At 43.4% G+C, this 25,723-nt stretch carries 25 protein-coding genes and 2 pseudogenes; 18 read left to right on the forward strand and 9 right to left on the reverse strand.

Translation table 11 applies throughout. The features are described from left to right. Positions 1–16: 16 nt before the first annotated feature. The 4 genes from NSS66_RS24495 (at position 17) to NSS66_RS24510 (ending at position 3,868) form a co-directional block, all read left to right on the forward strand. Positions 17–1,048 carry an ATP-grasp domain-containing protein gene (locus NSS66_RS24495; RefSeq protein ID WP_023987201.1) on the forward strand — a complete coding sequence of 344 codons (1,032 nt, stop codon included), beginning with the start codon at positions 17–19 and terminating at the stop codon, positions 1,046–1,048. A gap of 58 nt (positions 1,049–1,106) precedes the next feature. Next, entirely contained in the window at positions 1,107–1,787 is a 681-nt protein-coding gene (locus NSS66_RS24500) for a hypothetical protein (RefSeq protein ID WP_028542074.1), read from the forward strand. A gap of 98 nt (positions 1,788–1,885) precedes the next feature. Continuing rightward, complete coding sequence (locus tag NSS66_RS24505; RefSeq protein WP_023987203.1) at positions 1,886–2,986, forward strand: toxic anion resistance protein; 1,101 nt, start codon at positions 1,886–1,888, stop codon at positions 2,984–2,986. A 336-nt stretch (positions 2,987–3,322) separates the two neighbouring features. Further along, positions 3,323–3,868 (forward strand): hypothetical protein, encoded by a 546-nt coding sequence (locus NSS66_RS24510; RefSeq protein ID WP_023987205.1) that lies wholly within the window; start codon positions 3,323–3,325, stop codon positions 3,866–3,868. Between the two features lie 272 nt (positions 3,869–4,140). Here NSS66_RS24510 and NSS66_RS24515 read toward each other — a convergent pair whose 3' ends face one another. From NSS66_RS24515 to NSS66_RS24530, 4 genes are all read right to left on the reverse strand, one after another. Further along, complete coding sequence (locus tag NSS66_RS24515; RefSeq protein WP_023987206.1) at positions 4,141–4,521, reverse strand: DUF3899 domain-containing protein; 381 nt, start codon at positions 4,519–4,521, stop codon at positions 4,141–4,143. Then, positions 4,521–6,164: a peptide ABC transporter substrate-binding protein gene (locus tag NSS66_RS24520; RefSeq protein ID WP_076295762.1), complete on the reverse strand. Its 1,644-nt coding sequence runs from the start codon at positions 6,162–6,164 to the stop codon at positions 4,521–4,523. Before NSS66_RS24520 ends, NSS66_RS24515 begins: the two co-directional genes overlap by 1 nt. Positions 6,165–6,359: 195 nt before the next feature. Then, positions 6,360–7,310 (reverse strand): ABC transporter permease, encoded by a 951-nt coding sequence (locus tag NSS66_RS24525; RefSeq protein WP_023987209.1) that lies wholly within the window; start codon positions 7,308–7,310, stop codon positions 6,360–6,362. Position 7,311: 1 nt separating this feature from the next. Further along, positions 7,312–8,238: an ABC transporter permease gene (locus tag NSS66_RS24530; protein ID WP_023987210.1), complete on the reverse strand. Its 927-nt coding sequence runs from the start codon at positions 8,236–8,238 to the stop codon at positions 7,312–7,314. A 317-nt stretch (positions 8,239–8,555) separates the two neighbouring features. On the opposite strand from NSS66_RS24530, the gene NSS66_RS24535 reads away from it, so the two are divergent. From NSS66_RS24535 to NSS66_RS24555, 5 genes and pseudogenes are all read left to right on the forward strand, one after another. Further along, complete coding sequence (locus tag NSS66_RS24535; RefSeq protein WP_028542078.1) at positions 8,556–9,323, forward strand: amino acid ABC transporter substrate-binding protein; 768 nt, start codon at positions 8,556–8,558, stop codon at positions 9,321–9,323. 40 nt (positions 9,324–9,363) lie between these two features. Then, positions 9,364–10,023, forward strand: coding sequence for an amino acid ABC transporter permease (locus tag NSS66_RS24540; RefSeq protein WP_340959991.1), 660 nt, complete (start codon positions 9,364–9,366; stop codon positions 10,021–10,023). A gap of 15 nt (positions 10,024–10,038) precedes the next feature. Continuing rightward, on the forward strand, positions 10,039–10,791 hold the full coding sequence (locus tag NSS66_RS24545) for an amino acid ABC transporter ATP-binding protein (RefSeq protein WP_028542079.1): 753 nt from the start codon (positions 10,039–10,041) through the stop codon (positions 10,789–10,791). Between the two features lie 176 nt (positions 10,792–10,967). Beyond that, a complete protein-coding gene (locus tag NSS66_RS24550) occupies positions 10,968–11,276 on the forward strand; it encodes a hypothetical protein (protein WP_340959992.1) in 309 nt (102 codons plus the stop codon). A 13-nt stretch (positions 11,277–11,289) separates the two neighbouring features. Further along, positions 11,290–11,361: pseudogene (locus NSS66_RS24555) on the forward strand (1,4-beta-xylanase); the annotation flags it as partial. A 337-nt stretch (positions 11,362–11,698) separates the two neighbouring features. Here NSS66_RS24555 and NSS66_RS24565 read toward each other — a convergent pair. Next, positions 11,699–12,643: a DMT family transporter gene (locus tag NSS66_RS24565; protein ID WP_340959993.1), complete on the reverse strand. Its 945-nt coding sequence runs from the start codon at positions 12,641–12,643 to the stop codon at positions 11,699–11,701. 115 nt (positions 12,644–12,758) lie between these two features. Here NSS66_RS24565 and NSS66_RS24570 point away from each other — a divergent pair, with 115 nt between their 5' ends. Next, positions 12,759–13,643, forward strand: a complete 885-nt coding sequence (locus NSS66_RS24570) for an AraC family transcriptional regulator (RefSeq protein ID WP_340960003.1) — start codon at positions 12,759–12,761, stop codon at positions 13,641–13,643. On the opposite strand, the gene NSS66_RS24575 is transcribed toward NSS66_RS24570, so the two are convergent. After that, positions 13,640–13,909 carry a DUF6809 family protein gene (locus NSS66_RS24575; RefSeq protein ID WP_274485551.1) on the reverse strand — a complete coding sequence of 90 codons (270 nt, stop codon included), beginning with the start codon at positions 13,907–13,909 and terminating at the stop codon, positions 13,640–13,642. The genes NSS66_RS24570 and NSS66_RS24575 overlap by 4 nt on opposite strands. Before the next feature lie 282 nt (positions 13,910–14,191). On the opposite strand from NSS66_RS24575, the gene NSS66_RS24580 reads away from it, so the two are divergent. Both NSS66_RS24580 and NSS66_RS24585 read left to right on the forward strand, forming a co-directional pair. Continuing rightward, a complete protein-coding gene (locus tag NSS66_RS24580; protein WP_274484265.1) occupies positions 14,192–14,437 on the forward strand; it encodes a helix-turn-helix domain-containing protein in 246 nt (81 codons plus the stop codon). Between the two features lie 229 nt (positions 14,438–14,666). Beyond that, entirely contained in the window at positions 14,667–14,879 is a 213-nt protein-coding gene (locus tag NSS66_RS24585; protein WP_023987218.1) for a helix-turn-helix domain-containing protein, read from the forward strand. 63 nt (positions 14,880–14,942) lie between these two features. Here NSS66_RS24585 and NSS66_RS24590 read toward each other — a convergent pair. Beyond that, positions 14,943–15,044 (reverse strand): annotated as a pseudogene (locus tag NSS66_RS24590) (GNAT family N-acetyltransferase); the annotation flags it as partial. A 343-nt stretch (positions 15,045–15,387) separates the two neighbouring features. Here NSS66_RS24590 and NSS66_RS24595 point away from each other — a divergent pair. After that, positions 15,388–16,026, forward strand: a complete 639-nt coding sequence (locus tag NSS66_RS24595; protein ID WP_028542082.1) for a glycoside hydrolase family 11 protein — start codon at positions 15,388–15,390, stop codon at positions 16,024–16,026. A gap of 361 nt (positions 16,027–16,387) precedes the next feature. Here NSS66_RS24595 and NSS66_RS24600 read toward each other — a convergent pair whose 3' ends face one another. Beyond that, the gene (locus NSS66_RS24600; RefSeq protein WP_340959995.1) at positions 16,388–17,740 is read right to left on the reverse strand and encodes an MATE family efflux transporter; all 1,353 of its coding nucleotides are present in this window, start codon (positions 17,738–17,740) and stop codon (positions 16,388–16,390) included. Positions 17,741–17,878: 138 nt separating this feature from the next. Here NSS66_RS24600 and NSS66_RS24605 point away from each other — a divergent pair, with 138 nt between their 5' ends. Together NSS66_RS24605 and NSS66_RS24610 are read left to right on the forward strand one after the other, a co-directional pair. Then, positions 17,879–18,574: a TetR/AcrR family transcriptional regulator gene (locus NSS66_RS24605; protein ID WP_340959996.1), complete on the forward strand. Its 696-nt coding sequence runs from the start codon at positions 17,879–17,881 to the stop codon at positions 18,572–18,574. Between the two features lie 1,386 nt (positions 18,575–19,960). Next, positions 19,961–20,539, forward strand: coding sequence for a sugar O-acetyltransferase (locus NSS66_RS24610; RefSeq protein WP_340959997.1), 579 nt, complete (start codon positions 19,961–19,963; stop codon positions 20,537–20,539). Between the two features lie 93 nt (positions 20,540–20,632). Here the strand turns inward: NSS66_RS24610 and pdxR are convergent, their stop codons facing one another. After that, positions 20,633–22,114 (reverse strand): MocR-like pyridoxine biosynthesis transcription factor PdxR, encoded by a 1,482-nt coding sequence (gene pdxR, locus NSS66_RS24615; RefSeq protein ID WP_339201514.1) that lies wholly within the window; start codon positions 22,112–22,114, stop codon positions 20,633–20,635. A 125-nt stretch (positions 22,115–22,239) separates the two neighbouring features. On the opposite strand from pdxR, the gene NSS66_RS24620 reads away from it, so the two are divergent. The 3 genes from NSS66_RS24620 to panB all read left to right on the forward strand — a co-directional run bounded on the left by NSS66_RS24620 (position 22,240) and on the right by panB (position 25,185). Beyond that, a complete protein-coding gene (locus NSS66_RS24620; RefSeq protein ID WP_339201515.1) occupies positions 22,240–23,025 on the forward strand; it encodes a PhzF family phenazine biosynthesis protein in 786 nt (261 codons plus the stop codon). Positions 23,026–23,100: 75 nt separating this feature from the next. Then, positions 23,101–24,318: an MFS transporter gene (locus NSS66_RS24625; protein ID WP_340959999.1), complete on the forward strand. Its 1,218-nt coding sequence runs from the start codon at positions 23,101–23,103 to the stop codon at positions 24,316–24,318. A 30-nt stretch (positions 24,319–24,348) separates the two neighbouring features. Continuing rightward, complete coding sequence (panB, locus tag NSS66_RS24630; protein WP_340960001.1) at positions 24,349–25,185, forward strand: 3-methyl-2-oxobutanoate hydroxymethyltransferase; 837 nt, start codon at positions 24,349–24,351, stop codon at positions 25,183–25,185. Positions 25,186–25,723: the final 538 nt, after the last annotated feature.

The raw sequence follows: 25,723 nt of genomic DNA on the forward strand, positions 1-25,723 counted from the left end.
TAGGGGACGTGGCTCTGTGAAGAAGGTTAAGGTGTATTTTAATCGCTGGTTTTCAGTGGCGTATCATTATATGAATGCTATTCGTAACAATGAGGACGGTATTCCGTTCGAGATCTATGCGACACACTCAGATCCGCAGCACATGGCGCTACAGGCCAGTGATGTGGCTGAAGTAGAGCCTCGCACCAGTGGTGTGGAGTACGCACAATTTTGCGCTGATTTTTGCAAGCGGCACGGAATTGATGTCTTTATCCCACGGTGGAATATGCTCGATATTAGCAAGCATCTTTATTTGTTCGATGATATTGGGACAAAAGTGATGGTATGCCAAGATACCGAACTGCTGGAGCAACTGATGGAAAAGGATTTGTTTTATGAATCCATTCGTCAAAAGGAAATTGTCACGATTCCCGATTATGCCATTGCCAGCAATGCCGAGCAGTTTAAACAGGCATATGAGTCGTTAATAGCACGTGGGCATAAGGTATGCTTCAAGCCATGTAATGCAGAAGGCGGAATGGGCTTTCGTATCATCGACAATGAACGTAATCCGCTGGAGGAACTGTTCGGCCATGCGCTGAATCATATTTCGTTCGAGGAAGCACACCGCGTATTGTCATCCACAGAATCATTTCCCAATCTGATGGTGATGGAGCTGCTGGAGGGATACGAATACAGTATTGACTGCCTGGCTGACCGGAACGGAAAGCTGCTAGCGGCAGTTCCGCGTAGGAAGGCAGGAGGACGATTACGGCTGCTGGAGCAGCATCCCCAGCTGTTGGAGGTGGCACAGAAGGTCGCTGAGGCGTATCACATTCCGTACAATTATAACATTCAGGTAAAATATAACGGCGAGCATGCCAAGCTGCTAGAGATCAATCCGCGGATGTCCGGAGGACTTCATGTATCATGTTTGTCTGGTATCAATTTTCCTTATCTAGCGGTGAAATCGGCTTTGGGTCATGAGATCGGTTCACTTCATCCGCAATACGACATTTTAGCCAGTCATATCGAGCAGCCAATCACCATACGTAAATCCGTACATTGACACACACAAATATTGTTTTCTACAATATGGTAAGGGTTTACGTCAGGAGGTACAAGCTATGACGTCAAAAATGTGGGGTGCCACGATTGCTGTGGTTAGCTACCTGATTGCGCTTTTACTAAGTTTTTGGTTGCCACTGTTTGTGTGTTTGGCGATTCCGATCATTGGTTTGGGAGGATACAGCGCCATCATGGCTATTCGCCATCCTCGCCCCAATCTGACCGGTTCCGTGATTCCGGTGGTGCAGGAGCAGGTCGCTGAGACACATCAGCATGAAAAGGAAGCTGCCGTTCGACCGGAGTCTATGACAGGACAAGTACGTCAATCAGTTCAGGTGAGCAGTGAATTTGCTCAGGTGATGGAGTATTTGGAGGTACTGGAGGATATGGTGATCTCCGAGGGACAGAAGGATGCGCTTGATAACGAGATTGTCGAGAAGGCGCTGGCTCTATTTGCACGTTTGCAGCGGGTCATTCCACTTTTGCATGAACTGAACAACAGCGAAGTGAATCATACGGTTCGGAGATTGATTTTGAAGGATTTGAACGGACTGATTAATCCGTTTCTTCGGCTCAGCGGCGATGCGAAGCGGACTAACCGGAGGACGTTATTAAACGGATTACGGGATGTGGACAGCAAAATATCGGTAATTGTATCTACGGTGGAGCATAAGGATCTGTTGGAATTACAGAGCAAAGCGGAGCTTATTCACCAGCGATATAGCAGTTCCGAATTGTAGGCGATTTTTTGGGAAAATAAAAAAAGTAGCAGTATAGCTGCTCTGAATAACAACGATTAGACTTGGGTAACAGTTGTTTTCAGAATAGGAGGTAGCGTATGGCGACCCCATGGGCTGAATTGAAAAAAGAAGATGAACAAAAGGTGACTGAGGAGGCTTCACAGCTGATTCAGAAGGTATCACAAAGCGATGTCATGAGCCTGGATACCTTAATGGATGATATCGGTAAGCTGGGGGTTAAAACGCAGGAACGTGCGGGGCAAACCCTTAAAATGCTGGATCGTCCGGTAAACGACCTCATGTCCGGTGATCGGGCTGAGGTATCCAATATGATCTTAAAGCTGCGTGATGAATGCGAAACGCTCCAGCAGAGCAAAAATGTGAGCTTTTTTGGCAAGCTTCTGCGTAAAAGCCCGTTAAAGAACTACATTTACAAGTATCAGTCGGTGAAGACGAACATCGAGAAAATCATTACTGCCTTGAGAGATGGTAAGGATAATCTGGAAGAAAACATCGTCAGCATGAGACAGTTGAAGAAGGCTTCCATTGAAGAAATCTACAATTTACAGACGAAGATTGCCTTTGGTAATCGCTTGAAAGAACTGTTTGAGACCGAGATTGCCAAGCCGGAAAACGAAAACCGTAAGCCACATCTGGAGCGGGGATTGCGCAAGGTGGTTACTCGTACACAGTCGATGACAGAAATGATTTTGTTATACAATCAGGCGATTGCAGCAACAGATATTATTAATGATAACAATGATAAACTGATTGATTCTGTAAATAATGCGATTGATAAAACATCGAATCTGATCACTGTATCGGCTATGATCGCGATGGCGCTGGCGGATCAGGATAAAATCATTTCAGCCGTCGATGCGACCAACCGTACGATTGAAGATCAATTCAAGGAAAATGCAAAGCTTCTCAAAACGACGACCGAGAGAACGACAGATCTGCTTAGCAAGCCTTCTATGTCACTGGAGGCTGTGAATCAGGCGATTGGTGATTTGGTATCTGCTTTGGATCTGTCTGAAAAATCGAATCGCCAAATTATTGAAAGCTGCCATGATTACACAAGTAAAATGACAGCAATCAATGCCAACCTTAGCCAACGCTTGGGGATCGAAGGGAAAGAACCATCCAAAACACTGAAGGATAGCAATTCTTCTGAGGGTTTAAGCTCGTTTTTGAACTGATGACAATGTAGAATAATAGACCCAATCTATTAAAAGACGCCGGATGACTCCGAAAGGCGTCTTTTTTGGTTTGGCAGCAGCTAATAAAGGACATGATGAACATACATAGCATTCTCGTGCATAAACTTTTAAAAAGCGAATGACAAAAAGGAGAGAGCGAGCGTATGATGTCCTTTATTTTAGGGTGTGTGATTGTCTATTTACTCGTGGCTGTCAGCAGCGAAAAAGCAGATTCAATTGTGGAGTTAAATGATTCTGTGAAATAAAATTTTTTATTGAAAATCATGCATTTTCTGATAGGATAGAGTTAAATATTGGAATCCCAAAGGAGAATGCATGCTGGAATTTTCATTTGAAATCATCGATGAATCGAAAATCAACATTGTATATCAGTATGGAAGCAGCAACTTTAATTTTAATTTATTTTTTAACTACGGTGTGTGGACGCTGCATCCTTTTGACGGGATTCTGCTGCAAAACAAGGAAATGTGCCGTCTGATCGTTACGGATCTGTTTAAGAACAAAGATTTTCATGTCATGCTGGCGCGCGAAAATATTTTATTGTCAACCCTGCGTACCTCTATTGATCTCAATCCCGAAACTCGGGGAGAGCGATATCAGGAACAGGAGTTTGATGAGCTGTCTGATTTTGCTGAGACACACAGCTTTGAAGAGGTACTGCAAATCGAGCAGGATTCCGTCCGCGAACGTATGGATTTCTTCCAAAACATCATTCAAAAAATGTATATGGAAGGATTCGGTCCGGAAGACAATGATTTTAACAAGGTACAAGCTATTCTTCGCATTTATAAGGCTGCACATGACCAACTCGGAGAATTGAGCGACTTTCCCCTGAGAGGCGACGAACGACGCAGATGGTAGATTTATTGAAACATAAAAGAGAGAGTCCCACGAACTAGCTCCGCGGAACTCTCTCTTTTATGTGTACCTGAGCTACAAAATAAGGTAGGCTAAGTGATTTAAACTTGGCCTACCTTTCTCTTACCATTCACACCTCTAAAACGTATGGAAGCTCTACGGCGGTTGCCAGCGGAGCGGGCAGAATTGTTCTGAAGAAGCGTAGCGTTCGCGATCGGAAGAACAATCTGCACGCGCAGCGCCCACCAACACCGAGAAAGCTTTCATACGCCTAACTAGCTTATCCCCATTAATATCATCGAGCAAAGGATAAGCCCTGTCCCGCACCCCGAAGTGTATACCTTGAGATGGCGGAACATGGATGTTTTCCAGGCTGACAGAGATTCATCGGAACGCAAACGCTCATTTTCCTCTCGTAATGCCTTGGATTGACGAATGAACAACTGTCTGATGTCGGCAAATCCCCGCAGGAAGAGGGTTAGAAAACCGCTTTGCAGAACGTGGAAGATTGCACCGATCACCAAGCCCAGCAACCCCAACAGGAATAGCAGATTTGCAGTAGCCATGTTTTCACGACCATACAAGAGATGGGGTGTGGCGTACAGAATTCCTAAAGTACCGACAATCAGGGCAGAGAGCCCGAAACGTAAAATCATTATTTTTCGACCCGTTTCGCAAAGCGCAGGTCTGGGTTCGAACGAGCATCAAATACGATACCTTGAATCTTAGGACTGATTAATGCCGTGTCCGCAGAGAACTGGATCGGAATAATCGGCAGATCTTCCATCAATACGTCTTCTGCCTGATGGAGCTGTTCAAAGCGTTTTGCCGGATCAAGCTCAAAGGTTGAGGATTCGATCAGTTTGTCATACTCCGGGTTGCTCCAGTTGGTAAAGTTGTTCGAATTTTTGGAAGTATAATGCCCCAATACGCCGAGTGGATCCAGGAAGTTTCCTTCCCAGCCCATACGGGCGATCTGGAAGTTCTTTTGTTTAAAGGTATCAATGTACGTTTTCCATTCCTGATTCTCCAGTGTCACTTCAACACCCAGGTTTGTTTTCAGCATTTCCTGAATCGCTTCAGCTACTTTTTTATGCTTGTCCGAAGTGTTGTATTTGAAGGTGATCGGTGGCAGCTTGGTCAAACCTTCTTCTTTCAGACCTTCGGCCAGCAATTGTTTCGCTTTTGCAGCGTCAAACTCATAGTATTTTTTCGGTGCCTCATCACGGAAGTCTTTGCCGGATGGCGTTGTTGTTCCGTATGGAACATAACCGTAAGCCGGAGTTTCGCCACCTTTGGTTACGCTGGTAGCCAGTGCTTCGCGGTCAATCGCGTAGGCGATGGCCTGTCTGATTTTTTTATTGTCAAACGGCTTTTGTTTTACGTTAAAAGAATAGGTGTACACACTGAAAGATGGATGCGACAGGAATTCCTTGTTGCTCTTTTCCTGATCCAGTGTATCCACGGGAAGGCTCAAAATCAGATCCAGATCGCCCGTTTTATACATTTGATAATAAGTTGTGGAGTCTTGAACCATTTTAAAATTAATCGTTGCCATCGTAATGGCATCTTTGTTCCAGAATTGATCGTTTTTAGCCAGCGTAATTTGCTCGTTATGTTTCCATTCCTTGGCTACATACGCACCGTTGCCGACAATTGTGCCCGCTTCTGCTGCCCATTTGTCATTTTTCTCAACAACCGATTGGTTTACTGGCAGATAGGCATGACCCACTGCGATCGTTGGGAAGAAGCTCAGCGGCGATTTCAGCTCAACTACAAGAGTTTTATCATCTTTGGCTGTAACTCCCACGTCTTCAATTTTACCTTTGCCTGTGTTGTACGCTTCGGCACCTTTGATGTAGTAGAGGGCAGAAGGATCGTAGGCAGCTGTTTTCGGATTCAGTACCCGTTTCCAGGAGTATTCAAAATCCTTAGCTGTCAGTGGGTCACCATTCGACCATTTTGCATCATCACGGATAGTAAAGGTGTAGGTTTTGCCGTCAGGAGATACATCTACTTTGCTGGCAGCGCCTTCTACGATTTTACCGGCCTTATCGTATGTATACAGCCCTTCATACAAGTTATCAATCACAAAGTAGGACGTTGTATCTGATGCGAAAGCAGGGTCTAGCGTATAAGGCTCCCCACCTGCCAGATTGGCAGTAATTTCTTGCGGGATATCTGCTTGAGGCGTAGCGGACGGGTCGTTGCTTGCTGTTTTGTCCGAAGTACCCGAGCATCCAGCCAAAGCCGTTACGGCCAAAAGTAAGATGATCGTCATCCAATGCATTTTTTTCATCGTGGTTTTCCTCCATTACTGTGATTAGTTATGCCAAAAATAAGGTATACGTACCGGGATTTATTCATCCTCCTTTCCCGCAGGTATGCCGCGTGTGCGCACTTCGATAAAGGAACTGCCGTTTTTCCTGCGGTTAGGCGAGAAGCTGCGGATCATGGTGACACCCCTCCTTGTCCAATTTGGATCTCTCTGTTGTTAATGTTGTGAGCGCGGGTCAAGTGCATCCTGAAGTCCATCTCCAAGTGTATTGAACGCCAGCATGGTGAGCGATATCATCAGCCCGGGGAAAAATAGGCGCCACCATTGACCGCTTAAAATAACGCCAAGTGAATCGTTAGCCATCGTCCCCCAGCTGGCCGAAGGAGACTGAATCCCCAGACCGAGAAAGCTCAGGAACGATTCGGCAAAAATAGCCGACGGAATAGTGAACGTCAAATTTACAATAATGATTGCCGCTGCGTTCGGTAGCAAATGTCTGAAGATAATACGTGAATGAGATGTCCCCAAGCTGCGGGCTGCTAACACATATTCTTGCTGCTTCAGCTGTAAGATTTGCCCACGCACTACACGGGCCATACCGACCCAGCCAGTAATAGATAATGCAATAATCATCGTGAGTAGGCCTGGCTTCATAATGACGAGCAGCAGAATGATGACCAGCAGATAAGGAATACTATACAAAATTTCAATAATACGCATGAGAATGCTGTCGATCCGGTCGCCCGTTTTACCGTGCCCAGCACAATAGCCAGCAACACAGCCGACGAGAATGCCAAGCACCAAATCAATGGCGGCAGCGGCAAAGCCGATCATGAGTGAAATTCTAGCCCCGGCCCATGTCCGTGCCCATACGTCCCTCCCCAGATCATCCGTGCCAAACCAGTGCTCTCCCGAAGGAGAAAGATTCGTCTTCAAAAGGGATTGATCACTGGGTGCATAAGGAACCATGGAAGGTCCAATAATCGCCAGCACAATAATAATGATAAGTAGGGAAAGCCCCAACAGAGCAAGCTTGTTGTTAAAAAGTCTGCGTAGCCGATCCCGCCAGGGTGATTCTTTGGGTCTGGTCAACGTGGGGGTGGGGATCTGGCTGCGGTCTACAAGACTAAACAGGCTGTCCTTTTCGACAGTAGGTGCTGCTTTCATGTTAATCTCCTTTGCTGTCTAATTTGATTCGCGGATCGACAAGGCGATAGGATATATCAATTAAAAATAAAGTAACGACCAGAATGGCACTATAGAAAATGGTCGTCCCCATAATCACTGGATAATCCCGGTTAAAGATACTGTCTACGAAGTATTTACCGATGCCGGGAATGGCGAATATTTTTTCAACGACAAAGGTACCTGTAATAACGGAAGCGAATAACGGTCCGATAAAGGACAGCACCGGAATCAACGCGTTGCGTAATCCGTGACGAATGACTACCGCCCAAGAGGACAACCCTTTTGCTTTGGCAGTGCGTATGTACTCCTCATGCATAACTTCCAGCATACTCGTCCGCATAAAGCGGGCGATAACGGCAAGCGGTGAAACAGCGAGAGCCAGCGACGGAAGCACCGTATGCTGCCAGGTTCCCCATGAGGCGACCGGAAGAAGGTGCCATTGGACGGCAACATACTTGATTAACAGCGGTGCCAATATGAAGCTGGGTACGGAAATACCAACAATGGCGATAAACATCGAGATATAATCCAGTGGTCGATTATGGTGTAAGGCAGCCAGTGTTCCGAGCGAAATACCGGCAATAATCGCGACCACGATGGATTGAATACCCAGCAATGCAGAAGGTGGAAAACCTCGGGCGATAAGCATATTGACGTCCGTCGTTTTCGATTGAATAGACGGGCCCATATCCAGCACTAGCAGATTTTTTAGATACAGCACATACTGCACAGCGAGCGGCTTGTCCAGATTGTACCTGGCACGCATGTTTTGCAATACCGCTTCCGGAATGGTTTTGGAATCGTTCGAGAATGGATCACCCGGAATGATGTGCATGATGATAAACGTTAAAGTGACGATAATCCACAACGTTATGAACATCGTAAAAAGACGCTTTAAAATGTACATGGGGCTTTATTTCTCCTGTCTATCAAGCTGATTTACATACTATTGCTGCTGAAATTTTAAAATGAATAAAAGTATATAAGAATACTAGGAAATAATAAGACGGTTTAGGTGACATGTCAAGGTAAGGTTTTACATTATAGAACATTGGTCAAATTTTCGTCACAGGTTTCCATTTATATAAGGCTAAGATTCCGCTCATTCCTCTCGACGAGTATCCTGCGGTGTGTTATGATGATACTCTGATAACGTGTTAACGAACTAAAGCGTTTGCCACCTGTTCTTGGATACGGGGGTCACCATTGTTGGAGGGGAATAAGATGAGAAAAGCAGCCATGTTTACGATGTTAATTGGATTGATGATGATCGTGTTGGCCGGATGTTCCGGCGGTAAGGATGACAGTAAATTGATTATTGGAATTGATGATAAATTCGCCCCGATGGGCTTTAGAGATGAAAATAACGAGCTGACCGGCTTTGATATTGATTATGCAAAAGCGGCCGGGGAACAAATGGGTAAACAGGTGGAATTTCAGCCGATTGACTGGTCTGCCAAAGAATCCGAGCTGAACAGCGGACGTATTGATCTCATTTGGAATGGATACACCATTACGGATGAGCGTAAGGAAAAAGTGCTGTTCACGAAGCCATATCTGAAAAACAGTCAGGTGATTGTCATTCCGGCTACTTCCAGTCTTTCCAAGCTGGCTGATCTGACGGGCAAAACGGTCGGACTCCAGACGCTGTCTTCAGCAGCCGATGCATTGGATGCAAATCCGATCAAAAGTAAATTGAAGCAAGTGTCCGAGTTCCCGGATAATGTTCTCGCTTTGACAGACTTGAAAACCGGACGTCTGGATGCGGTTGTCATTGATGAAGTTGTTGCCAAGTATTATATGTCGAAGGAACAAGGGACGTATAAGCTGCTTGATGAATCTTTGGCCCCTGAGGAATACGGCATCGGCGTGAAAAAAGGAAATGAAGAGCTGTTGACGCAGCTGCAATCCGCTTTGGATGAGCTGCACAAGAACGGAAAAGCTGCTGAAATTTCGAAAAAGTGGTTTGGTGAAGATAAAGTATTAAATTAATACGTAGTGTATTGAACTAAGGGTTTAGGAGTCGAAGGTCATGAGTATGGAATACATTTTACGAATTATGAAGCCTATGCTTGAAGGGGCACAGATGACGGTTATTTTATTTTTCATCACGCTCATCTTGTCTATTCCATTGGGTTTTATCGTTACGTTGCTGGCCAAAAGCCGGATTAAGCCAATCGCCTGGCTGATGCATACGTACATTTATGTTATACGCGGTACGCCGCTATTGCTGCAATTATTGTTCTTTTGTTTTGGTCTTCCGATGTTGCCTGTCATTGGGGAGTATCTAGTATTAGACCGGACAACGGCTGCGGTACTGGCATTTGTACTGAATTATGCAGCTTATTTTGCAGAAATTTTTAGAGGCGGGATGTTGTCGATTGATAAAGGGCAATACGAGGCTTCACAAGTGCTGGGCTTGAGCAAGTCGCAGACGCTGATTAGAGTCATTGTGCCGCAAATGGTACGGATTGCTTTGCCTGCGGTAACCAATGAGGCGACAACACTGGTAAAAGATACGGCACTACTGTATGCAGTAGCGGTACCGGAACTGCTGCATTTTGCCAATACGGCTGTAAACCGTGATTTCTCGATTGTACCTTATGTTGTAGCGGCGGTTATTTATTTGTTGTTAGCTTTGGTGCTGACGCTATTCTTTAGGGCGATGGAAAAACGTTTTAAATTCGAGTAAAAGGAATGTCGAGATATGAATACTAATGCAATAGAAGTTACCGATTTGAAAAAATCGTTCGGCAAGCTCGACGTTCTGAAAAGAGTGAGCTTTAACGTTAAAGCGGGCGAGGTTGTAGCCGTCATCGGTCCTTCAGGTTCAGGAAAAAGTACCATGCTCCGTAGTTTGGTGCACCTGGAAGATGTGACGGGCGGGACGATCCGCATTCATGATAAAGCACTGGTGGAAAACGGTCAGTACGCTCCGGCAGGTGATATTAAGGGCATTACTACCGGTATGGGCATGGTGTTTCAGCATTTTAATCTGTTCCCTCACTTGACGGTGCAGGATAATCTGGAGCTGGCTCCGAAGCTGGTGAAAAAGGTGAGCAAGGCTGAACTGCGTCGCCAAAGCGCTGAGTTGCTGGCTAAAGTCGGATTGGCAGATAAAGCAGATGCGTATCCATCCCGACTGTCGGGAGGACAGAAGCAGCGTGTGGCGATTGCCCGGGCAATGATGATGAACCCTGATATTTTACTGTTCGACGAGCCGACCTCGGCCCTTGATCCCGAGCTGACGGGTGAGGTGCTGCGGGTTATCAAAAAGCTGGCTGAGGAACATATGACGATGGTCATCGTGACCCACGAGATGAACTTTGCGAGAGATGTGGCGGATCGTGTCATTTTTATGGATAATGGAGAAATTGCAGAATCCGGTACACCAGAGCAGATTTTCAACAATCCGCAGTTGGAACGGACGAAGGTGTTTTTGAATCGGGTGGGGGATTAAAAATATAGTTGTTCTTAGGAGAGGCGTTGCGCGTGTAGATTGTTCTTCCGCTAACTGACCACCTGTGTGTAACTATTTTTAAGCAAGTAATTTGGGGTAAGGATAAAAGCAAGGGAGATGGCAAGCGCCATCTCCTTTTTTTGTAGTCGTAGGGTTGCGAACTATGTAACAACAACATGAAGGCGATTGTCTATGCTTCTTTACATACCTACCGAAGGTATGTTACGTCGCTTTACTGCCTGATACGAACACGCAAAGCAGATGCATTTTCAGGCTTCATTTTTCTTGGATTGATTCTCGGCGTCATCGCTGTGCTTCTGGGTTCACTGCTCTTTAGACGGCCGTTAATTTATTATTTTGCCGAGCGGTTTACAGGGCGTGATCCTCAAATGAACGATAAGTGGGAGCGATTGCCGAGTTATCGTTTTAACTTCCGCCTCATCACGGGGTGTGGGGATTCAGCCTGTTGCTGGAAGCTAGTTTAAGTTTAGTAAGAAAATGATGACGGTAGTTCTTGCAGCTTCCATGAGCTTTGGGTTGTTTGCAACAACCTCAAGCTGTTCGACGAACAGGCACGGTTGGGACTGTCTCACGGGATAAACGAGTTTTGAAAGCTGTCTGATAGGATGTACACGAATTGATCCATGTAGGAAACACCGATCTCTAAGGATTAGACAGGCCGATGGCCGTCCCTCTCCAGTTCTATTCGTCAGTCCGGGTGCGTTGCAAGGCCGCTTCCTGTCAGACGAACGGCCTTCGTCGCTACCCATACTTTCTTAACTGCAAAATCGAACGTGTAAAGCTTTTAATTGAAGAAAATAGAGATATATATTCAGCAGTAGCTGCATGAGGTTTAACGAATTTTAAAGTTTTAAATTAATCGGTAGTTTACTGTAATCCCCCAGAATTAGCTGACTCTGAGGGGCTTTTTATCTTTTTTTGAATGTTTTTTTGGAGAAGACTTTTTATTGAATGCCAATAATAATATCAGTCCGATGATACATAATACACCAATCCATTGGAAAACCCCAAAAGGCTCTTTTAACCAAAATACAGTTGTTAAAACAGCAGCTAGGGGTTCTAAACTACCTAGAAAGCTTGTTTCTTTTGGTGAAAGACTTTGTAAGCTTTCTATATAGAACCAAAATGCTATCATTGTGCCGAATATGATAACGAATGCTAGATATAAATAGGTTTCTAGTGTCAAGCTTTTAAAGTCCATCTGCCAAGGTGGATGGATCAAGCTTAGTCCAAAACCGCCGATGACCATCGCCCAACCGACTATAACAAGGGAATCGTACTGCTTTAAAAGAGGAATTGCGTATAAGGTATAAAAAGCCAGGGCTATCGCTGATAAAAGACCCCAAACGATTGCGATCTTCGGAACGGATAGTTGAGATATGGAGCTGTTTGTTAATAAGAAAAAACAACCCACTAAAGCAAGGGAAATAGCTGATAAATCCTTTCGTGTGAAGACAATGTGCTTTCGCAGAATTAAATAGATAATAATCATTATAGGTGCTAAATACTGTAATAGTGTCGCAACAGCAGCATTACCACTTTTGATCGATGCCATATACGTATATTGAACGGAAAGCATACCAACCAAACCGTAGATAATGAGTTGGTAACCTGTCCTTCTATTTTTCCATACACCCCATATTTGTGTACGGTCTTTTAATAAAAATTGAAGGGTCAAGAGTAAAACACCAGCTATGAGCAAGCGTGTGGTTACAAGCCAATTTACATCGATTTGTTGAAAGAGTTTTTTTGCAACGGTACCACTGATCCCCCAAAATATAGCTCCTGTGATAACAAGCAATAATCCTGTTGTTCTAGCTGATTTATCCATGAATATTCTCCACCTTGAAATATAATAATAGTGTTATAATAGGTGAAAAATATTTAAAATTATACTTGAATTTGATGATAAAATATAAATATATTGAGGTCGTGATGATTTGCAAATAAAAAATTTCATGATTGACCAAAACTTAAAAGAACTAACCGAACATCGGACGATCGTACTACCGGTTGCGTGTTATGAAACAACGATTAACCAAAATATACATGGATATATACCACTTCATTGGCATGATGAAATTCAATTTGTTCTGGTTGTAAAAGGGGAAGCGATCTTTCAAATAAATGAGGATAAACGAATCGTACGACAAGGTGATGGGTTATTTATAAATAGTGGCTGCCTACATATGGCGGAAGATCAGAATGAATCGGGTTGCGTCTATGTCTGTTTAAATGTTTCTCCTCATTTCGTTTTATCACAAGAGCTTTACACACCCTATGTAGCCCCATATATTCAAGCGACTAATTTACCTTATGTATACATAGATTCTGACGAGCTTTGGGGGAAAAACATTTTAGATGCCATTTTGAAAATGAATCAATGTATTCAACAAAAATCACTATACTTTGAGATGGATATTACCATGCACTTAACAATGATTTGGAAAAACCTAGTCATTAATGGCTTTCAATTAGAATACGACCAGATGGAAATGGTAAAGAGTCAACGGATCAAACAAATGTTAAACTGGATCTATTTGCATTATGCTGAAAAAGTCACATTAGATGATATTGCAAAAGCGGGTCAATTGAGCCGTTCTGAATGCTGCCGGTATTTCAAGCGTTTTTTAAAGATAACCCCGTTGAATTATGTGATGGATTATCGAATTCAAAAAAGTTTAGTCTTATTGCAACAAGTAGAATCTAACGTTACAGAAGTTGCATATAGGGTTGGATTTAACAGTACGAGCTATTTTATAGAAAGATTCAGAAAAGCGATGAACATGACACCATTAGCCTACAAAAAATTAAACATGGATGGTTGCTAATTATAAACCTCTCTAAATACTTCAATCATTGTCATAGTCCCTGTTCGATATCCATGGATGAACGCTGCTGCGGAGTGTAGGGAAGTTGACTCACTTAATAAATCAAACAAGACTTCAATTTGCTCAAAATCGTCTTCTGGTAGTTTATTCTTCAGCATTTCCATATACTCACTGATTTTTTGATTCACTTTTTCAGACTCAGGGTCGGTTGACTTTATTTGTTCACTGGGACGCCAATTCCCATAATACATATCCTCCAATATCATTTTCATCATGCCTCCTTATGAATACTGAGCTAAAGATGTACATACGGCGCCACTACGCGGTCGGATGGTGCTTCCCATCGCTGTTGTGCCCGGCTTTCTTAATCAAAGCTAAGAAGGTTGAAATCCGGCCACAAAGGCGAACGCTATCGCTTGTACAGCACCATTCCGCCCACTTCGTTCTTATTCCACTTGTTGTACTCTTTAAATAAATCTTATGCGAAAAACGCATAAAAATCAATATGCAGTTTTCGCATGGAGTAAACTTTGCTTGGGTGATGAGTAATGTATAAGAGAATTCGCAATTTACGTGAGGACAAAGACTTAACACAACAGACCATGGCTGAATTATTACATATCTCACAAACGACCTACTCTCGATATGAAAATGGGACCTTTGACGTTCCAAGTGTTGTCTTAATCAAATTGGCAGATTTCCACCAGGTAAGTATCGACTTTATTCTTGGTCAGACAGATAATCCTGAACGTTGTACAGGTAAAAAGAATAGCATGCAAAATAAAGCTCTATGATGACCGCAGGAGCTTTATTTCAATATTCTGTTATACGCTTCGTTGGGGAATATTCACTTTAATAAAACGAATTTAGGAGAATCCGTATGTCTCTATTAGAGCTTTTGCATATAAATGAGCGACTCAAGATTTTAAGGTATAGTCGAAGATAAATAAACTTTATGCGAAAAACGCATAAAAATCAATATATTGTTTTTGCATGTCGTAAACTTTGCTTGGGTGATGAGCAGTGTATAAGAGAATTCGCAATTTACGTGAGGACAAAGACTTAACACAACAGAGCATGGCCGACTTCTTAGGTATCTCACAAACAACCTATTCCCGATATGAAAATGGGAATCTGGACGTTCCAAGTGTTGTCTTGATCAAATTGGCGGATTTCCACAAGGTGAGTATCGACTTTATTCTTGATCAGACAGATAATCCTAAACGTTACAGGTAAAAAGGCATAACATGCACAGCAAAAAAGCTCCCGTGATGATTCACAGGAGCTTTTTTGCTGGAATTATTCATTAAGTCGTCCCATCATAACTGTGTTGTGGTACTTACAGTCGGATAGAATTTTGTCCTTTTTTAATATGCCTTCGATCTCAAACCCCAGTTTTTTTATACTGAATTGCACCCCTTAAAATAGACATTGGAAAAATCCTACATAAAAAATAGATTTGCATATTGCTCGAATTAATTAAAAGCAGCCAAGACCTTCTTCTAACGTTACCTAATCCTATATTCCCTCGGCGGCTTCATTAAAATTCAAAGAAAGCTAAACATAATAGAGTTAAAGCTTTAATTTATAGGTTTTTATGTAAACGCTATCATTTTATAATTTACTCAGAAAGGAGGTAAAAGTTAAAAGACGCGATATGGCACGGATAAGAGATGCTGCAAAGAGGATCAACCAACAAGCAGGTGCATGGGGCAAATACAAAAATAATTTTAGGAGGGAAAGTATGTTTAAGTTTAGTAAGAAAATGATGACGGTAGTTCTTGCAGCTTCCATGAGTTTTGGGTTGTTTGCAACAACCTCAAGTGCAGCGACAGACTATTGGCAAAATTGGACTGATGGCGGTGGGACGGTCAATGCTGTTAATGGATCAGGCGGTAATTACAGCGTAACATGGAAGGATACCGGGAATTTTGTTGTCGGCAAAGGCTGGACTACTGGATCGCCAAACAGAACGATTAACTACAATGCCGGTGTCTGGGCGCCGTCCGGTAATGGATATTTGGCTCTCTACGGGTGGACGAGAAACTCACTCATCGAATATTACGTCGTTGATAGCTGGGGGACTTATCGACCGACCGGAACGTATAAAGGTACGGTGACCAGTGATGGGGGCACATATGACATCTACACAACAATGCGATACGACGCACCTTCCATTGAAGGCCAAAAAACGACGTTTATTCAGTACTGGAGTGTTCGACAGTCGAAGAGACCGACCGGGGGCAACTCCACGATCACTTTCAGCAACCACGTGAAAGCATGGGCGAGCAAAGGAATGAATCTGGGGAATAGCTGGTCTTACCAGGTGTTAGCAACAGAGGGGTATCAGAGTAGTGGGAGCTCTGACGTAACGGTGTGGTAACCACTCAACTGCAAGCTGTTCAACGAACAGGCGCGGTTGGGACTGTCTCACGGGATAAACGGGTTTTGAAAGCTGTCTGATAGGATGTACACGAATTGATCCATGGAGGAAACACCGATCTCTAAGCATTGTAGACAGGCCGATGACCGCTCTCCTCCAGTCTATCCGTCAGTGCGGATGCGTTGCAGGCCGTTACCTGCTAGGCGAACGGCCTTCGACGCTGCTGGAGGCGAATTGCGGGCCGTCAAGGGCTGTCTTTTTCTCAAAAAAAGAATAAAGTCACTATTTACCTAGAGTTCACTCTAAAAAAGACAGGATTGAGGAGTGTCCTTATCCTGCCTTTTTGCGTGTTATATGGTTTCTACTGTACTAAATTATCTAAATCCGGCTGCAACTTGGTTCGCAGAACATACAGCATAATGGCACCAACAAGGAACGCGACGGCATCCGAAATGACGAGCGACCAGACTACCCCGTGAAAGCCGTTCATTTGATTGGAAATATATAACACAGGAATCAGAGTGGCTCCTTGAATAACTGACATAATAAACGCGGCAGTTCCCTGCGCGGTTGCTTGAAAGATCCCCGTAAACAGCGAGGTCATTCCTGTAATGAACAAGGATAAGAACGTCACATGTAGAATGTAGCTACCCATTTCAATTAATTGCGGGTCACTCGTAAATAAACCAATTAAGTGGTCGGAAATCAGATAGACAATAACACCGAACACGACTGCTAACGCCCCAATAGCTTTAATCGTGAATCCAATGGTTTGCTTCATGCGTAATTTATTCGCTGTAAAAGAGAAGGCAATCAACGGCACGACTCCCTCGCATAGGCCCATCACAATAAACTCAGGAAATTGCAATAAACGTGATGAAATTCCATAACCCGCTACAGCCTGATCCCCATATTCGGTAAGAAAAAGATTAAGGATGAGCGACATTGCACCCAAGAAGACACTCATAACAAAGACGGGAACTCCGATTTTGAATACATTGCTCAGAATTTCCTTGGTAGCCTTAAACCATTTTATCGAGACGGTTAAGAATTGGCTCTTATATCCTATATGGAAGGCGTAAAATGCACTCGCAACCAAGTTAGAGATGACCGTAGCCGACGCAACGCCGATCACGTCCCAATGGAAGACAAAGATGACTAGCACATCGAGAATAATATTTACTACAACACTGACAATCATACCCAACATCGACGTGATTGCTTCACCTTCCGAGCGCACGATATTCTCCAGCGTGAAGAATAATATGACGAATGGTGAACCAATAAGCATAATCGTCACATAGTCCTTTGTAAATCCGAAGGATTCAGACGTTGCCCCCAGACCCTGAACGATTGGATCGATCAACGGGAGGCCAACAGCCATCACGATAAGACCGAGAACTAAACTGCTGTAAAAGGCGAATGAAGACACATGCTTTAGATCATCATATTTCTTCTCTCCAAGCAAACGGGAGATGAATGTACCGCTACCTATGCCGATCAAGTTCCCTAGCGCCATAATCACCGCGAATAACGGCAAAGTTAGTGCGAGTGCGGTTAACATGGCAGTATTGCCCAGTGTGCCAATAAGAAAGGCATTCAAGATGGAATAAATGACACTCATTGACGTGCCTAGCATCATGGGTATAGCGAAGTGAGCTACGGCTTTGGCAACCGGTGCTTTTTCAAAGTAATGGAGATTTTCTGCATCCATGCGGGTCACTACTTTCTTTATTTATTTTGTCCTTCAGTCTAACACTGTTAGTTTGTGCCTTACAGTGTTAGATGTTATCATGAACCTATGAACCTGTAAAGCATAAACTTACACTGTTAGATAAAAGGGCGGAGACCGATGAAAAAAAAGCAGCCTCAAATTTCGGAGGATAAGATTTTGGAAATCTCGTGGGAGCTTCTTGGTGAGGAGGGTATCGAGAAATTCAGTATGAGACGATTGGCCGATCGGCTGGGGATTCAAGCTCCCTCTTTGTACTGGTACTTCAAGAGCAAGCAGAATCTCTATCAGCGTCTGACCAACCAGGTATCGAAAACGATTCTGGAGGAGTTTCATTCCGAGGGGGACTGGAAGGAGCAACTGACGGGGCTTGCCGTAACGATGCGGAGTGTGCTCTATCGGTACCCCTGCTCCACGCAGCTCATGATGATGACGCTGCCCCACGAACCGGACATCATCCGATTCACCAACCGTATGCTGCTCTGCGTGGAGTCGGCGCCGCTTGAGCAAGAGCAGAAATTACAAGTGGTTACTACACTTGTGAACTATGTCTCCTACTTTGTCCTAGACGATTATCAGCATGAGCGTAATATCTCCGCTATCCTTAAGGATAAGGACAACAAGGGAGCACTTCCGGGTGAAGAGATAATTCACCTTCTGGACTCCATGAGCGAGACAGAAGTAGGACTATTCCGGAGGATGTTCACGAACGGGCTGTTCGAGCTGATGGGGACCGACGGAGCGTTTGAGTTCGGGTTGAGGCTGATTCTGTTGGGGGTGGAGCAGGTGATAAAGGAGCAGGAAAGTAGTATGTAAAAACCGCCCATCCGGTTATTGGATGGGCGGTTTCAATTAGGTTATGTTTACCCTAAATTGTTAGTGAATTTATAATCTTCTGCCTGTAGGTTTGCCGAAATCAAAGGAGCTGATCATATGCTTGTCCTTACTCATGCGGAAGAACTAGCAACCAGCATCCGACAGTTTTGTCACAGGTGAGAACCATCCGTGAATAGATTGGGTATCTCTTGAATCAAAGTATTATAATGAGGTGATAAGAAGTTTTGAACCTTAAGAGCAACCCGGAAGAAACATCTTGGTGCTTGGAAGCGGCGGGTGAGTGAAAAGCGTTTGTTTACAGATAACATCAACATGATGTCTCTTAAGCATGTCTATACCAAGACCTTACATTCGGAGCAGTTGAATTGACGTACCGCCCATCAAAAGAAGATTAACGCTTTTCACCAAAAATCAGGAAGTGTTTATTGAATTAAAGGGACACGTTAGTTCAATAAAACAGCGGCAGGCTCAGACTGATAAAAACAAAGTCCGAGCCTGCCGCTGTTTTATATTGGAGCCAGTCATATAATTATAATCCGGAGCCTGACGGTAAACTATTACCAGCTACCTTGTATCCCACAGACGGTTCTTGCGAGCTGTTACTCTGAAAATAAAGCATCCGTTGTAACCGGATGAAGGATAGGCAGTGGCTGAAGGGAGATGGTCCGGTCGAGATGAACAAACGCATCATAACGATCCGTCATGCTGGAAGGCACATAATTGCCGAAGCTTTATTGGCTTACTAACACAATCGGGTCGTTAACGCGGATATATTATGAAAATTCACATTCTCTGCCGCCATTAGGCTATATAAAAGTACCAACTGGGGTTGCACTATTCCGTGTTTCCTTTTAAAAGATATCCGTCGACAATGAAACCCGAACCAGGGAAATTATCTTTAGGAAAGGTCACGATCGCGCATGTTTGATCTTCATCATAATTTTGCGTTACTCTCGCCCAGAAGGTTGACGATCCTGTACGTAAGAGAATGGAGGCATCCTTCTGTTTTCACATATAAGCAGATAACATACGAATGGTTGGCATTGTACTTATAACGTCTGGCCGGCCACCGTGAGATTCAACCATTTCTACTTCAATGATTTCTCCGGTTTGTACAAGAGATTTGATGACGTTTCCGCAAGTCGCCACGCTTAAACCGGTAATGTTAGAGACCGATGAAGTTGTTCCATGCTGCATCGACTTTAACTTTTTTTACCAATTATACATTAAATTGTTAACTCGAATCGAGTTGTGTGGTAGATTTGGCAACTTGATCCTTATTTTTATATAAGTTATTATAAGTCATATAATATTAGATAATAAAAAGAATGTTAGGTATAAAGTCAGACGAAAGGGAGTGCTTGAGTGACTTTAAAAGAGCAATTGAGAAGCGGAGAATTGTACAACGATTATTCGGAGGCATGTAGTGCTGCAAGACACAAAGCGTCTAAATTAACCAAGCTGTACAATAACAGCGATGATAAGCAGGAAAGAAAAGAAATCTTAGACAAGCTGCTAGAGAAATGCGGAGAAGACGTCCATTTTGCGAATGATTTTCGCTGTGAATTTGGGTTCAACATTACGATTGGCAATCACTTTTTCGCAAATTATGATTGCGTGATTTTGGATTGCGCGGAAGTTATGATTGGTAATGATGTTTTGTTCGGGCCTCGAGTTGGAATCTATTGCGCGAATCATGCAACAGATGCCGTTGAACGCAGAAATGGTGGTTGTTATGCGAAACCAGTAACCATAGGAGACGATGTATGGATCGGCGCCGGTGTTCATATTAATCCTGGAGTCTCAATCGGTAGCAATTCGATCATTGGTTCCGGGAGTGTCGTAACTAAAAACATCCCGGCTAATGTTATAGCTGCCGGTAATCCCTGCCGAGTGATTCGAGCTATTACCGAAGCCGATAAAACCGGATTTATGGATGCATGACAAAACCGATAGGTGGGATCATAAAAGAAGACTGCTGAAGTAAGCTTCAGGCAGTCTTCTTTGTGTTTTCTTTTCGAGGCGGCCCAAGGATATTTAAAAATAAGGAGAGGAATGCGAGTTTTTTCTACTTAAAATGATGCCCGCTAAAATTTCGCATAACGTCGTTATGCCTTCACGAAGCAATTCCTGACTGACGAACGAAAAACTTAATCGGATATGATGATTCTCATGTTCAACAGAGAAGCAGGAGGATCCCGGCAAAAAGGAAATTCCCTTTTTATTGGCTTCTGCTAGAACAAGATGCGATTGTACCCATTCCGGAAAGCTAAGCCACAGATTAAGTCCTCCTTGTGGCACCATCCAAGACACTTCTTTCGGGCAGCGCTCTGACAGAATTTCAAGCGCTAAATCGCGTCTTATTTTCAGTGTCGTTCTTAAGTTTTGCATATGACTTTCTACAATCGAAGGCTCGAGAAAAGGAAGCAGTATTTTTTGAGTCACCAATGGAGTACCTAAATCCGCGTTAGCTTTTGCAGCTAACACTCGCTTGAAAATAGAACCTGAAGCCGATAAAACGCCGATCCTACAGCCGGGTGCCAATATTTTACTCAATCCTTTTAAATAAATAACATGTCCATATTCATCCATGCTTTTAATTGGAGCAGGGGGGTGCTGATCATAATAGATTTCGCCCCAAGGATCGTCTTCGATAATAAGTGTTTGTGTATTTTGCGCCATTTCCAGAAGTTTCCTTCTTCGCTTATGGCTCATTAAGACACCGGTCGGATTATGAAAATTCGGAATCGTATAAATAAGTTTAGGATGATGTTTATCAAATAATTGCTGCAAAATATCCAAACGCATTCCTTCTTGGTCGAGAGGAACGGTTAGAATCGTAACGCCTCGATTTCGGAAAATATCGATAGCTCCGGGATATGTCGGAGCTTCAAGAATCACAACGTCCCCAGGACCTACGAATGTTCGAGCAATTAAGTCAATTCCTTGCTGCGAACCGTTCGTGACCAACAAATTTTCAATTTGCGTGTAAACGCCTAGACCGCTTAAATATTGCTGCATAGCGAGCCTAAGTTGTTGATCGCCCTGAGTATGACCGTATCGCGATAAAAAGGTTCCATCTTCTTGAATCAAGTGTTCAAACGCCGTTTTCAAATGTTGGTTAGGAAGCAATTCGGGATCGACCATGGAAGAAGCCAAGTGAATTTTTTGCGGCACATGATGAAATTGAGCGAGTTGGGAGCGCGGTAAATAATCCGGAACCGACAATTGCCAGTCCTGAGTTAATGGTTCTTCGATGCAGGCAGTCTCAATATCATTGTTTTTTTTACGGACAAATGTCCCGCTGCCTTGTACGGAATAAAGAAAATTTTGCTGCTCTAATTCGCGATATGCTTTGACTACTGTTAATAAACTGACATTAAGCTGCTTGGAGAGTACTCGAACAGAAGGCAATTTTTCACCTTCCTGCAGGAAACCGGATAAAATTTGATCAATCACGGCCAGCACAATTTGCCGAGTAATTGAAATCCCATTGTTTCGCTGAATATAGATGTGCATACGAAACCACCTCAAGTGTTATATCATCTAGTTGATTGTTATACATATAAGTCCTTTATAATGTCTACATTGTTTCATCATAACATAACACTTTAAGTGTTATTAGCGAAAAAAGGAGGAGAAGGATGAGATACTATGTAGTAGATGCTTTTGCGGAAAAGGTATTCGAAGGGAACCCTGCGGGCGTATGTATTTTGGAAGAATGGCTTCCGGAAGCAACGATGCAAAGCATCGCAACCGAAAATAATCTTTCTGAAACGGCATTCGCTGTTAAAGAAGGTGAAGATTATCGGTTAAGATGGTTCACACCGGCAGCAGAGATTGAGCTATGTGGACATGGGACTTTGTCTACTGCTTTTATTCTCGCCCAGTTTTATGAGCCAAACAGCAACAGGTTTGTTTTTCATACGTTAAGCGGGATCCTGACTGTTTTGAAAAAACAAAATCTGTTTGAATTGGATTTCCCGAATCGGCTTCCGGAATCTTTTGCTTTGACTCAGGATATGGTCGATGCGCTCGGAGTCACTCCTATAGAAACCTATTTAGGTCGTGATCTGATGTTTCTATTAGAAAACGAGGATCAAGTTCGTCAGTTAACCCCGGATTTTTCGAAGCTTAAACAGCTGCCGGATGGGCTAGGGGTCAATGTGACATCTCAAGGCAGTCAGTTCGACTTTGTCTCGCGAAGCTTTTTCCCAAAACTTAATGTCAACGAAGATCCGGTATGCGGTTCGGCTCATTGTAATTTGATTCCATTCTGGGCAGGACGATTAGGGAAGAACGAATTGGTGGCTCGGCAGGCGTCCCCTAGAGGAGGCACTTTGTATTGTCGTCTGGAAGGCGACAGAGTCGTGATGGGCGGTACAGCAGTTCTCTATGCTACATCTGAACTGCATCTCGATCACCTATAAAAAAACCTGAACGGACTAAAATAGCAGTTCAGACCTTTTTTTATTCGTATGTATTGAGTAGAGGAGTATCCTGAAATGAAATTGCATTATGGATGGATTGTACTATTTGCCACGTTCTTTGCGCTGTTTGCTGTCCAAGGCGTGCGATTGGCTTTTGGCGCATTTATTATTCCATGGGAGAACGAATTTTCCCTGGACCGAAGTATGACTTCTTTGATTTCGACCGTCAGTTTTATCGTGTATGGCCTTTCTCAACCTGTTGTGGGACGACTAATCGATCGATACGGCGCGAGAATGATTGTGATAGGGAGCACGGCTTTAGTTGGAGTAAGCGTCATATTGACTGCTATGACTCAGCAATCATGGCAGTTATTTTTATTGTATGGTTTCTTTGTTTCCTTAGGCGTAGGGGGAGCTTCCAATGTAGCAGCTGCAGCAATCGTGACGAAATGGTTTACAGCTAAGCGCGGTTTTGCTTTGGGGATCGTGGAAGCGGGTTTCGGAGTCGGGCAAATGATCATGGTTCCGGGCTCTCTTTTGCTCATTCAAGTTATGGGCTGGCGAGGGACGGTTGTCGTACTGGGATTGTTTTTATTGCTTTTAGTCGTGCCGGTGGTTGTTTTTTTATTACGAAATCAACCTGCTGATAAAAATCTTTCGCCGTATGGCGGCGTCAATGAACAAGGCGATACCGTAGCTGAAAACAAAAATTCTTCCCTATGGAGTGTTTTTGCCGATTATAAGTTTTGGTTCATTATTATGCCATTCGTCATCTGCGGTTTTACAACTACGGGATTAATGGATACCCACTTGATTCCTTTCGCACATGACCATGGGTTCTCAACTCAAGTCACCGGGAGTGCGGTCAGTATCTCAGCCGCTTTTAACATTGCCGGCATCATACTGTCAGGATATTTGGCCGATCGCTGGAGCAGTCGTCGAATGCTGATTTTCTTTTATAGTGTTCGCAGTCTGTCTTTAATTCTTTTACTGGTCAGTCACGAACCGGTATTGCTGCTTATATTCGCGGCAGTATTTGGATTAGTCGATTTTGCAACAGTAGCGCCTACTCAACTGCTGGTTACCAAGCATTTCAACAAACATCGGGTAGGATTTATTATTGGATGGTTATTTTTGGGGCATCAGGTAGGTTCAGCTTTAGGGTCGTATATTCCAGGGTTACTATATTCTCATCATAACAGCTATTCCAGCGCATTTTACGCGGCTATTTTTCTTCTGGTTTTGGCCGTTATAATGACTTATCTATTACCCAAGAAAGAACTTGCTTCCTAACTTCAATACTTCATTTTCAGGAGAATATTCATGAAGCAAACCGTGGATTTTATAAACATGAAGCAGCGCGAAGAAAAAATCGTTGTGCTGACTGCCTATGATTATCCTTCTGCTAAGCACGCAGAACAGGGTAGCGTAGATATCATTTTGGTTGGCGATTCTCTCGGGATGGTGGTACTGGGTTACGATTCCACCGTCCCGGTTACGCTTGAAGATATGATTCATCATACTAAAGCAGTTAAGCGAGGGGCAAAGAACACATTTATTATGGCGGACATGCCCTTTCTAAGTTATCACCTTACGGTGAAGGACACCTTAATCCATGCCGGCCAATTGGTCCAAGAAGCCGGTGCCCATGCTGTAAAACTTGAAGGAGCCGGTGAGGTTATCGAACATATTGCTGCATTGACGAGAGCCGGAATTCCTGTCTGTGCCCATTTGGGCCTGACGCCGCAGTCTGTCGGTGTCTTAGGTGGCTATAAAGTGCAGGGGAAAGATGCCCGATCTGCTCAACGTCTTCTGGAAGATGCGAGAAAGTGCGAAGCTGCCGGTGCCTTTGCTTTATTGTTGGAATGCGTGCCGAAGCAGCTGGCTGAAAAGGTTGCCAAGTCCTTGACTATACCTGTAATCGGGATCGGAGCTGGCTTGAATGTGGATGCTCAAGTTCTCGTTTACCATGATATTTTAGGCTACGGTGTTGAACGTGTGGCCAAGTTTGTGAAGTCTTATCAAAAACTAGATGCTTCTATATCAGAATCCATTCAGGCCTATGCAGCAGATGTGCGAACCAAACAATTTCCTGAAGAAATCCATTCGTTCAACATGAAGGAAGAGGAATTAAAAAGAGTTTATGGAGGCAAGGAATAAAACAAGCAGTGATTTGTGAAGGGTAACCGGTTTTGAAATTGAAAAATGAGAAGTTAAGGAACAGCAGTGCCAAACAGGCACTGCTGTTGTTAGTTTCACCTGTTCTAAAAAGTATACTTTTAGGAACGGTTCTAAATTAGTTTATTTCACGTTCCAAAATGTTTGTAAATTATTATTGGAACGTTTCAATATTAATCCCCCCTTTTGGAACTGAAAGGGGGAGGCATCATATAGTAGAAATGAAGAATAGCAAATTCGAAAGTATGAGCAGTAAAGTAATAGAACTGATTTTGATAACTTGGTTATTAATTGGTGTAATTTTCATGTAGTAATCAGCAAATCTAAATGATATATTATTTATCCGGCCGTAAGATAGGCTGTGATGTAATATTTAGATGGACTTCAAAAATTCAAAGGATCACCTGTGAGGTATTATTTACCAGTAGTATGAATCGCCAAAGTATGATATATTAATATTCCGGGTGTTGATATGTCCGGAAATGATTGATCTTTGAAAACTGAACAACGAGTGAGTACG

This window comes from Paenibacillus sp. FSL R10-2748, assembly GCF_038005565.1.
Lineage (GTDB): Bacteria > Bacillota > Bacilli > Paenibacillales > Paenibacillaceae > Paenibacillus > Paenibacillus polymyxa_B.

Coding starts and splice junctions, on each gene's coding strand:
- NSS66_RS24510 (WP_023987205.1), top strand. CDS start 3,323: ATGCTGGAATTTTCATTTGAAATCATCGATGAATCGAAAATCAACATT.
- NSS66_RS24530 (WP_023987210.1), bottom strand. CDS start 8,238: ATGTACATTTTAAAGCGTCTTTTTACGATGTTCATAACGTTGTGGATT.
- NSS66_RS24580 (WP_274484265.1), top strand. CDS start 14,192: ATGTATAAGAGAATTCGCAATTTACGTGAGGACAAAGACTTAACACAA.
- NSS66_RS24565 (WP_340959993.1), bottom strand. CDS start 12,643: ATGGATAAATCAGCTAGAACAACAGGATTATTGCTTGTTATCACAGGA.
- NSS66_RS24605 (WP_340959996.1), top strand. CDS start 17,879: ATGAAAAAAAAGCAGCCTCAAATTTCGGAGGATAAGATTTTGGAAATC.
- NSS66_RS24525 (WP_023987209.1), bottom strand. CDS start 7,310: ATGAAAGCAGCACCTACTGTCGAAAAGGACAGCCTGTTTAGTCTTGTA.
- NSS66_RS24500 (WP_028542074.1), top strand. CDS start 1,107: ATGACGTCAAAAATGTGGGGTGCCACGATTGCTGTGGTTAGCTACCTG.
- pdxR (WP_339201514.1), bottom strand. CDS start 22,114: ATGCACATCTATATTCAGCGAAACAATGGGATTTCAATTACTCGGCAA.
- NSS66_RS24620 (WP_339201515.1), top strand. CDS start 22,240: ATGAGATACTATGTAGTAGATGCTTTTGCGGAAAAGGTATTCGAAGGG.
- panB (WP_340960001.1), top strand. CDS start 24,349: ATGAAGCAAACCGTGGATTTTATAAACATGAAGCAGCGCGAAGAAAAA.
- NSS66_RS24535 (WP_028542078.1), top strand. CDS start 8,556: ATGAGAAAAGCAGCCATGTTTACGATGTTAATTGGATTGATGATGATC.
- NSS66_RS24625 (WP_340959999.1), top strand. CDS start 23,101: ATGAAATTGCATTATGGATGGATTGTACTATTTGCCACGTTCTTTGCG.
- NSS66_RS24550 (WP_340959992.1), top strand. CDS start 10,968: ATGAAGGCGATTGTCTATGCTTCTTTACATACCTACCGAAGGTATGTT.
- NSS66_RS24545 (WP_028542079.1), top strand. CDS start 10,039: ATGAATACTAATGCAATAGAAGTTACCGATTTGAAAAAATCGTTCGGC.
- NSS66_RS24575 (WP_274485551.1), bottom strand. CDS start 13,909: ATGATATTGGAGGATATGTATTATGGGAATTGGCGTCCCAGTGAACAA.
- NSS66_RS24505 (WP_023987203.1), top strand. CDS start 1,886: ATGGCGACCCCATGGGCTGAATTGAAAAAAGAAGATGAACAAAAGGTG.
- NSS66_RS24595 (WP_028542082.1), top strand. CDS start 15,388: ATGTTTAAGTTTAGTAAGAAAATGATGACGGTAGTTCTTGCAGCTTCC.
- NSS66_RS24520 (WP_076295762.1), bottom strand. CDS start 6,164: ATGAAAAAAATGCATTGGATGACGATCATCTTACTTTTGGCCGTAACG.
- NSS66_RS24600 (WP_340959995.1), bottom strand. CDS start 17,740: ATGGATGCAGAAAATCTCCATTACTTTGAAAAAGCACCGGTTGCCAAA.
- NSS66_RS24540 (WP_340959991.1), top strand. CDS start 9,364: ATGAGTATGGAATACATTTTACGAATTATGAAGCCTATGCTTGAAGGG.
- NSS66_RS24515 (WP_023987206.1), bottom strand. CDS start 4,521: ATGATTTTACGTTTCGGGCTCTCTGCCCTGATTGTCGGTACTTTAGGA.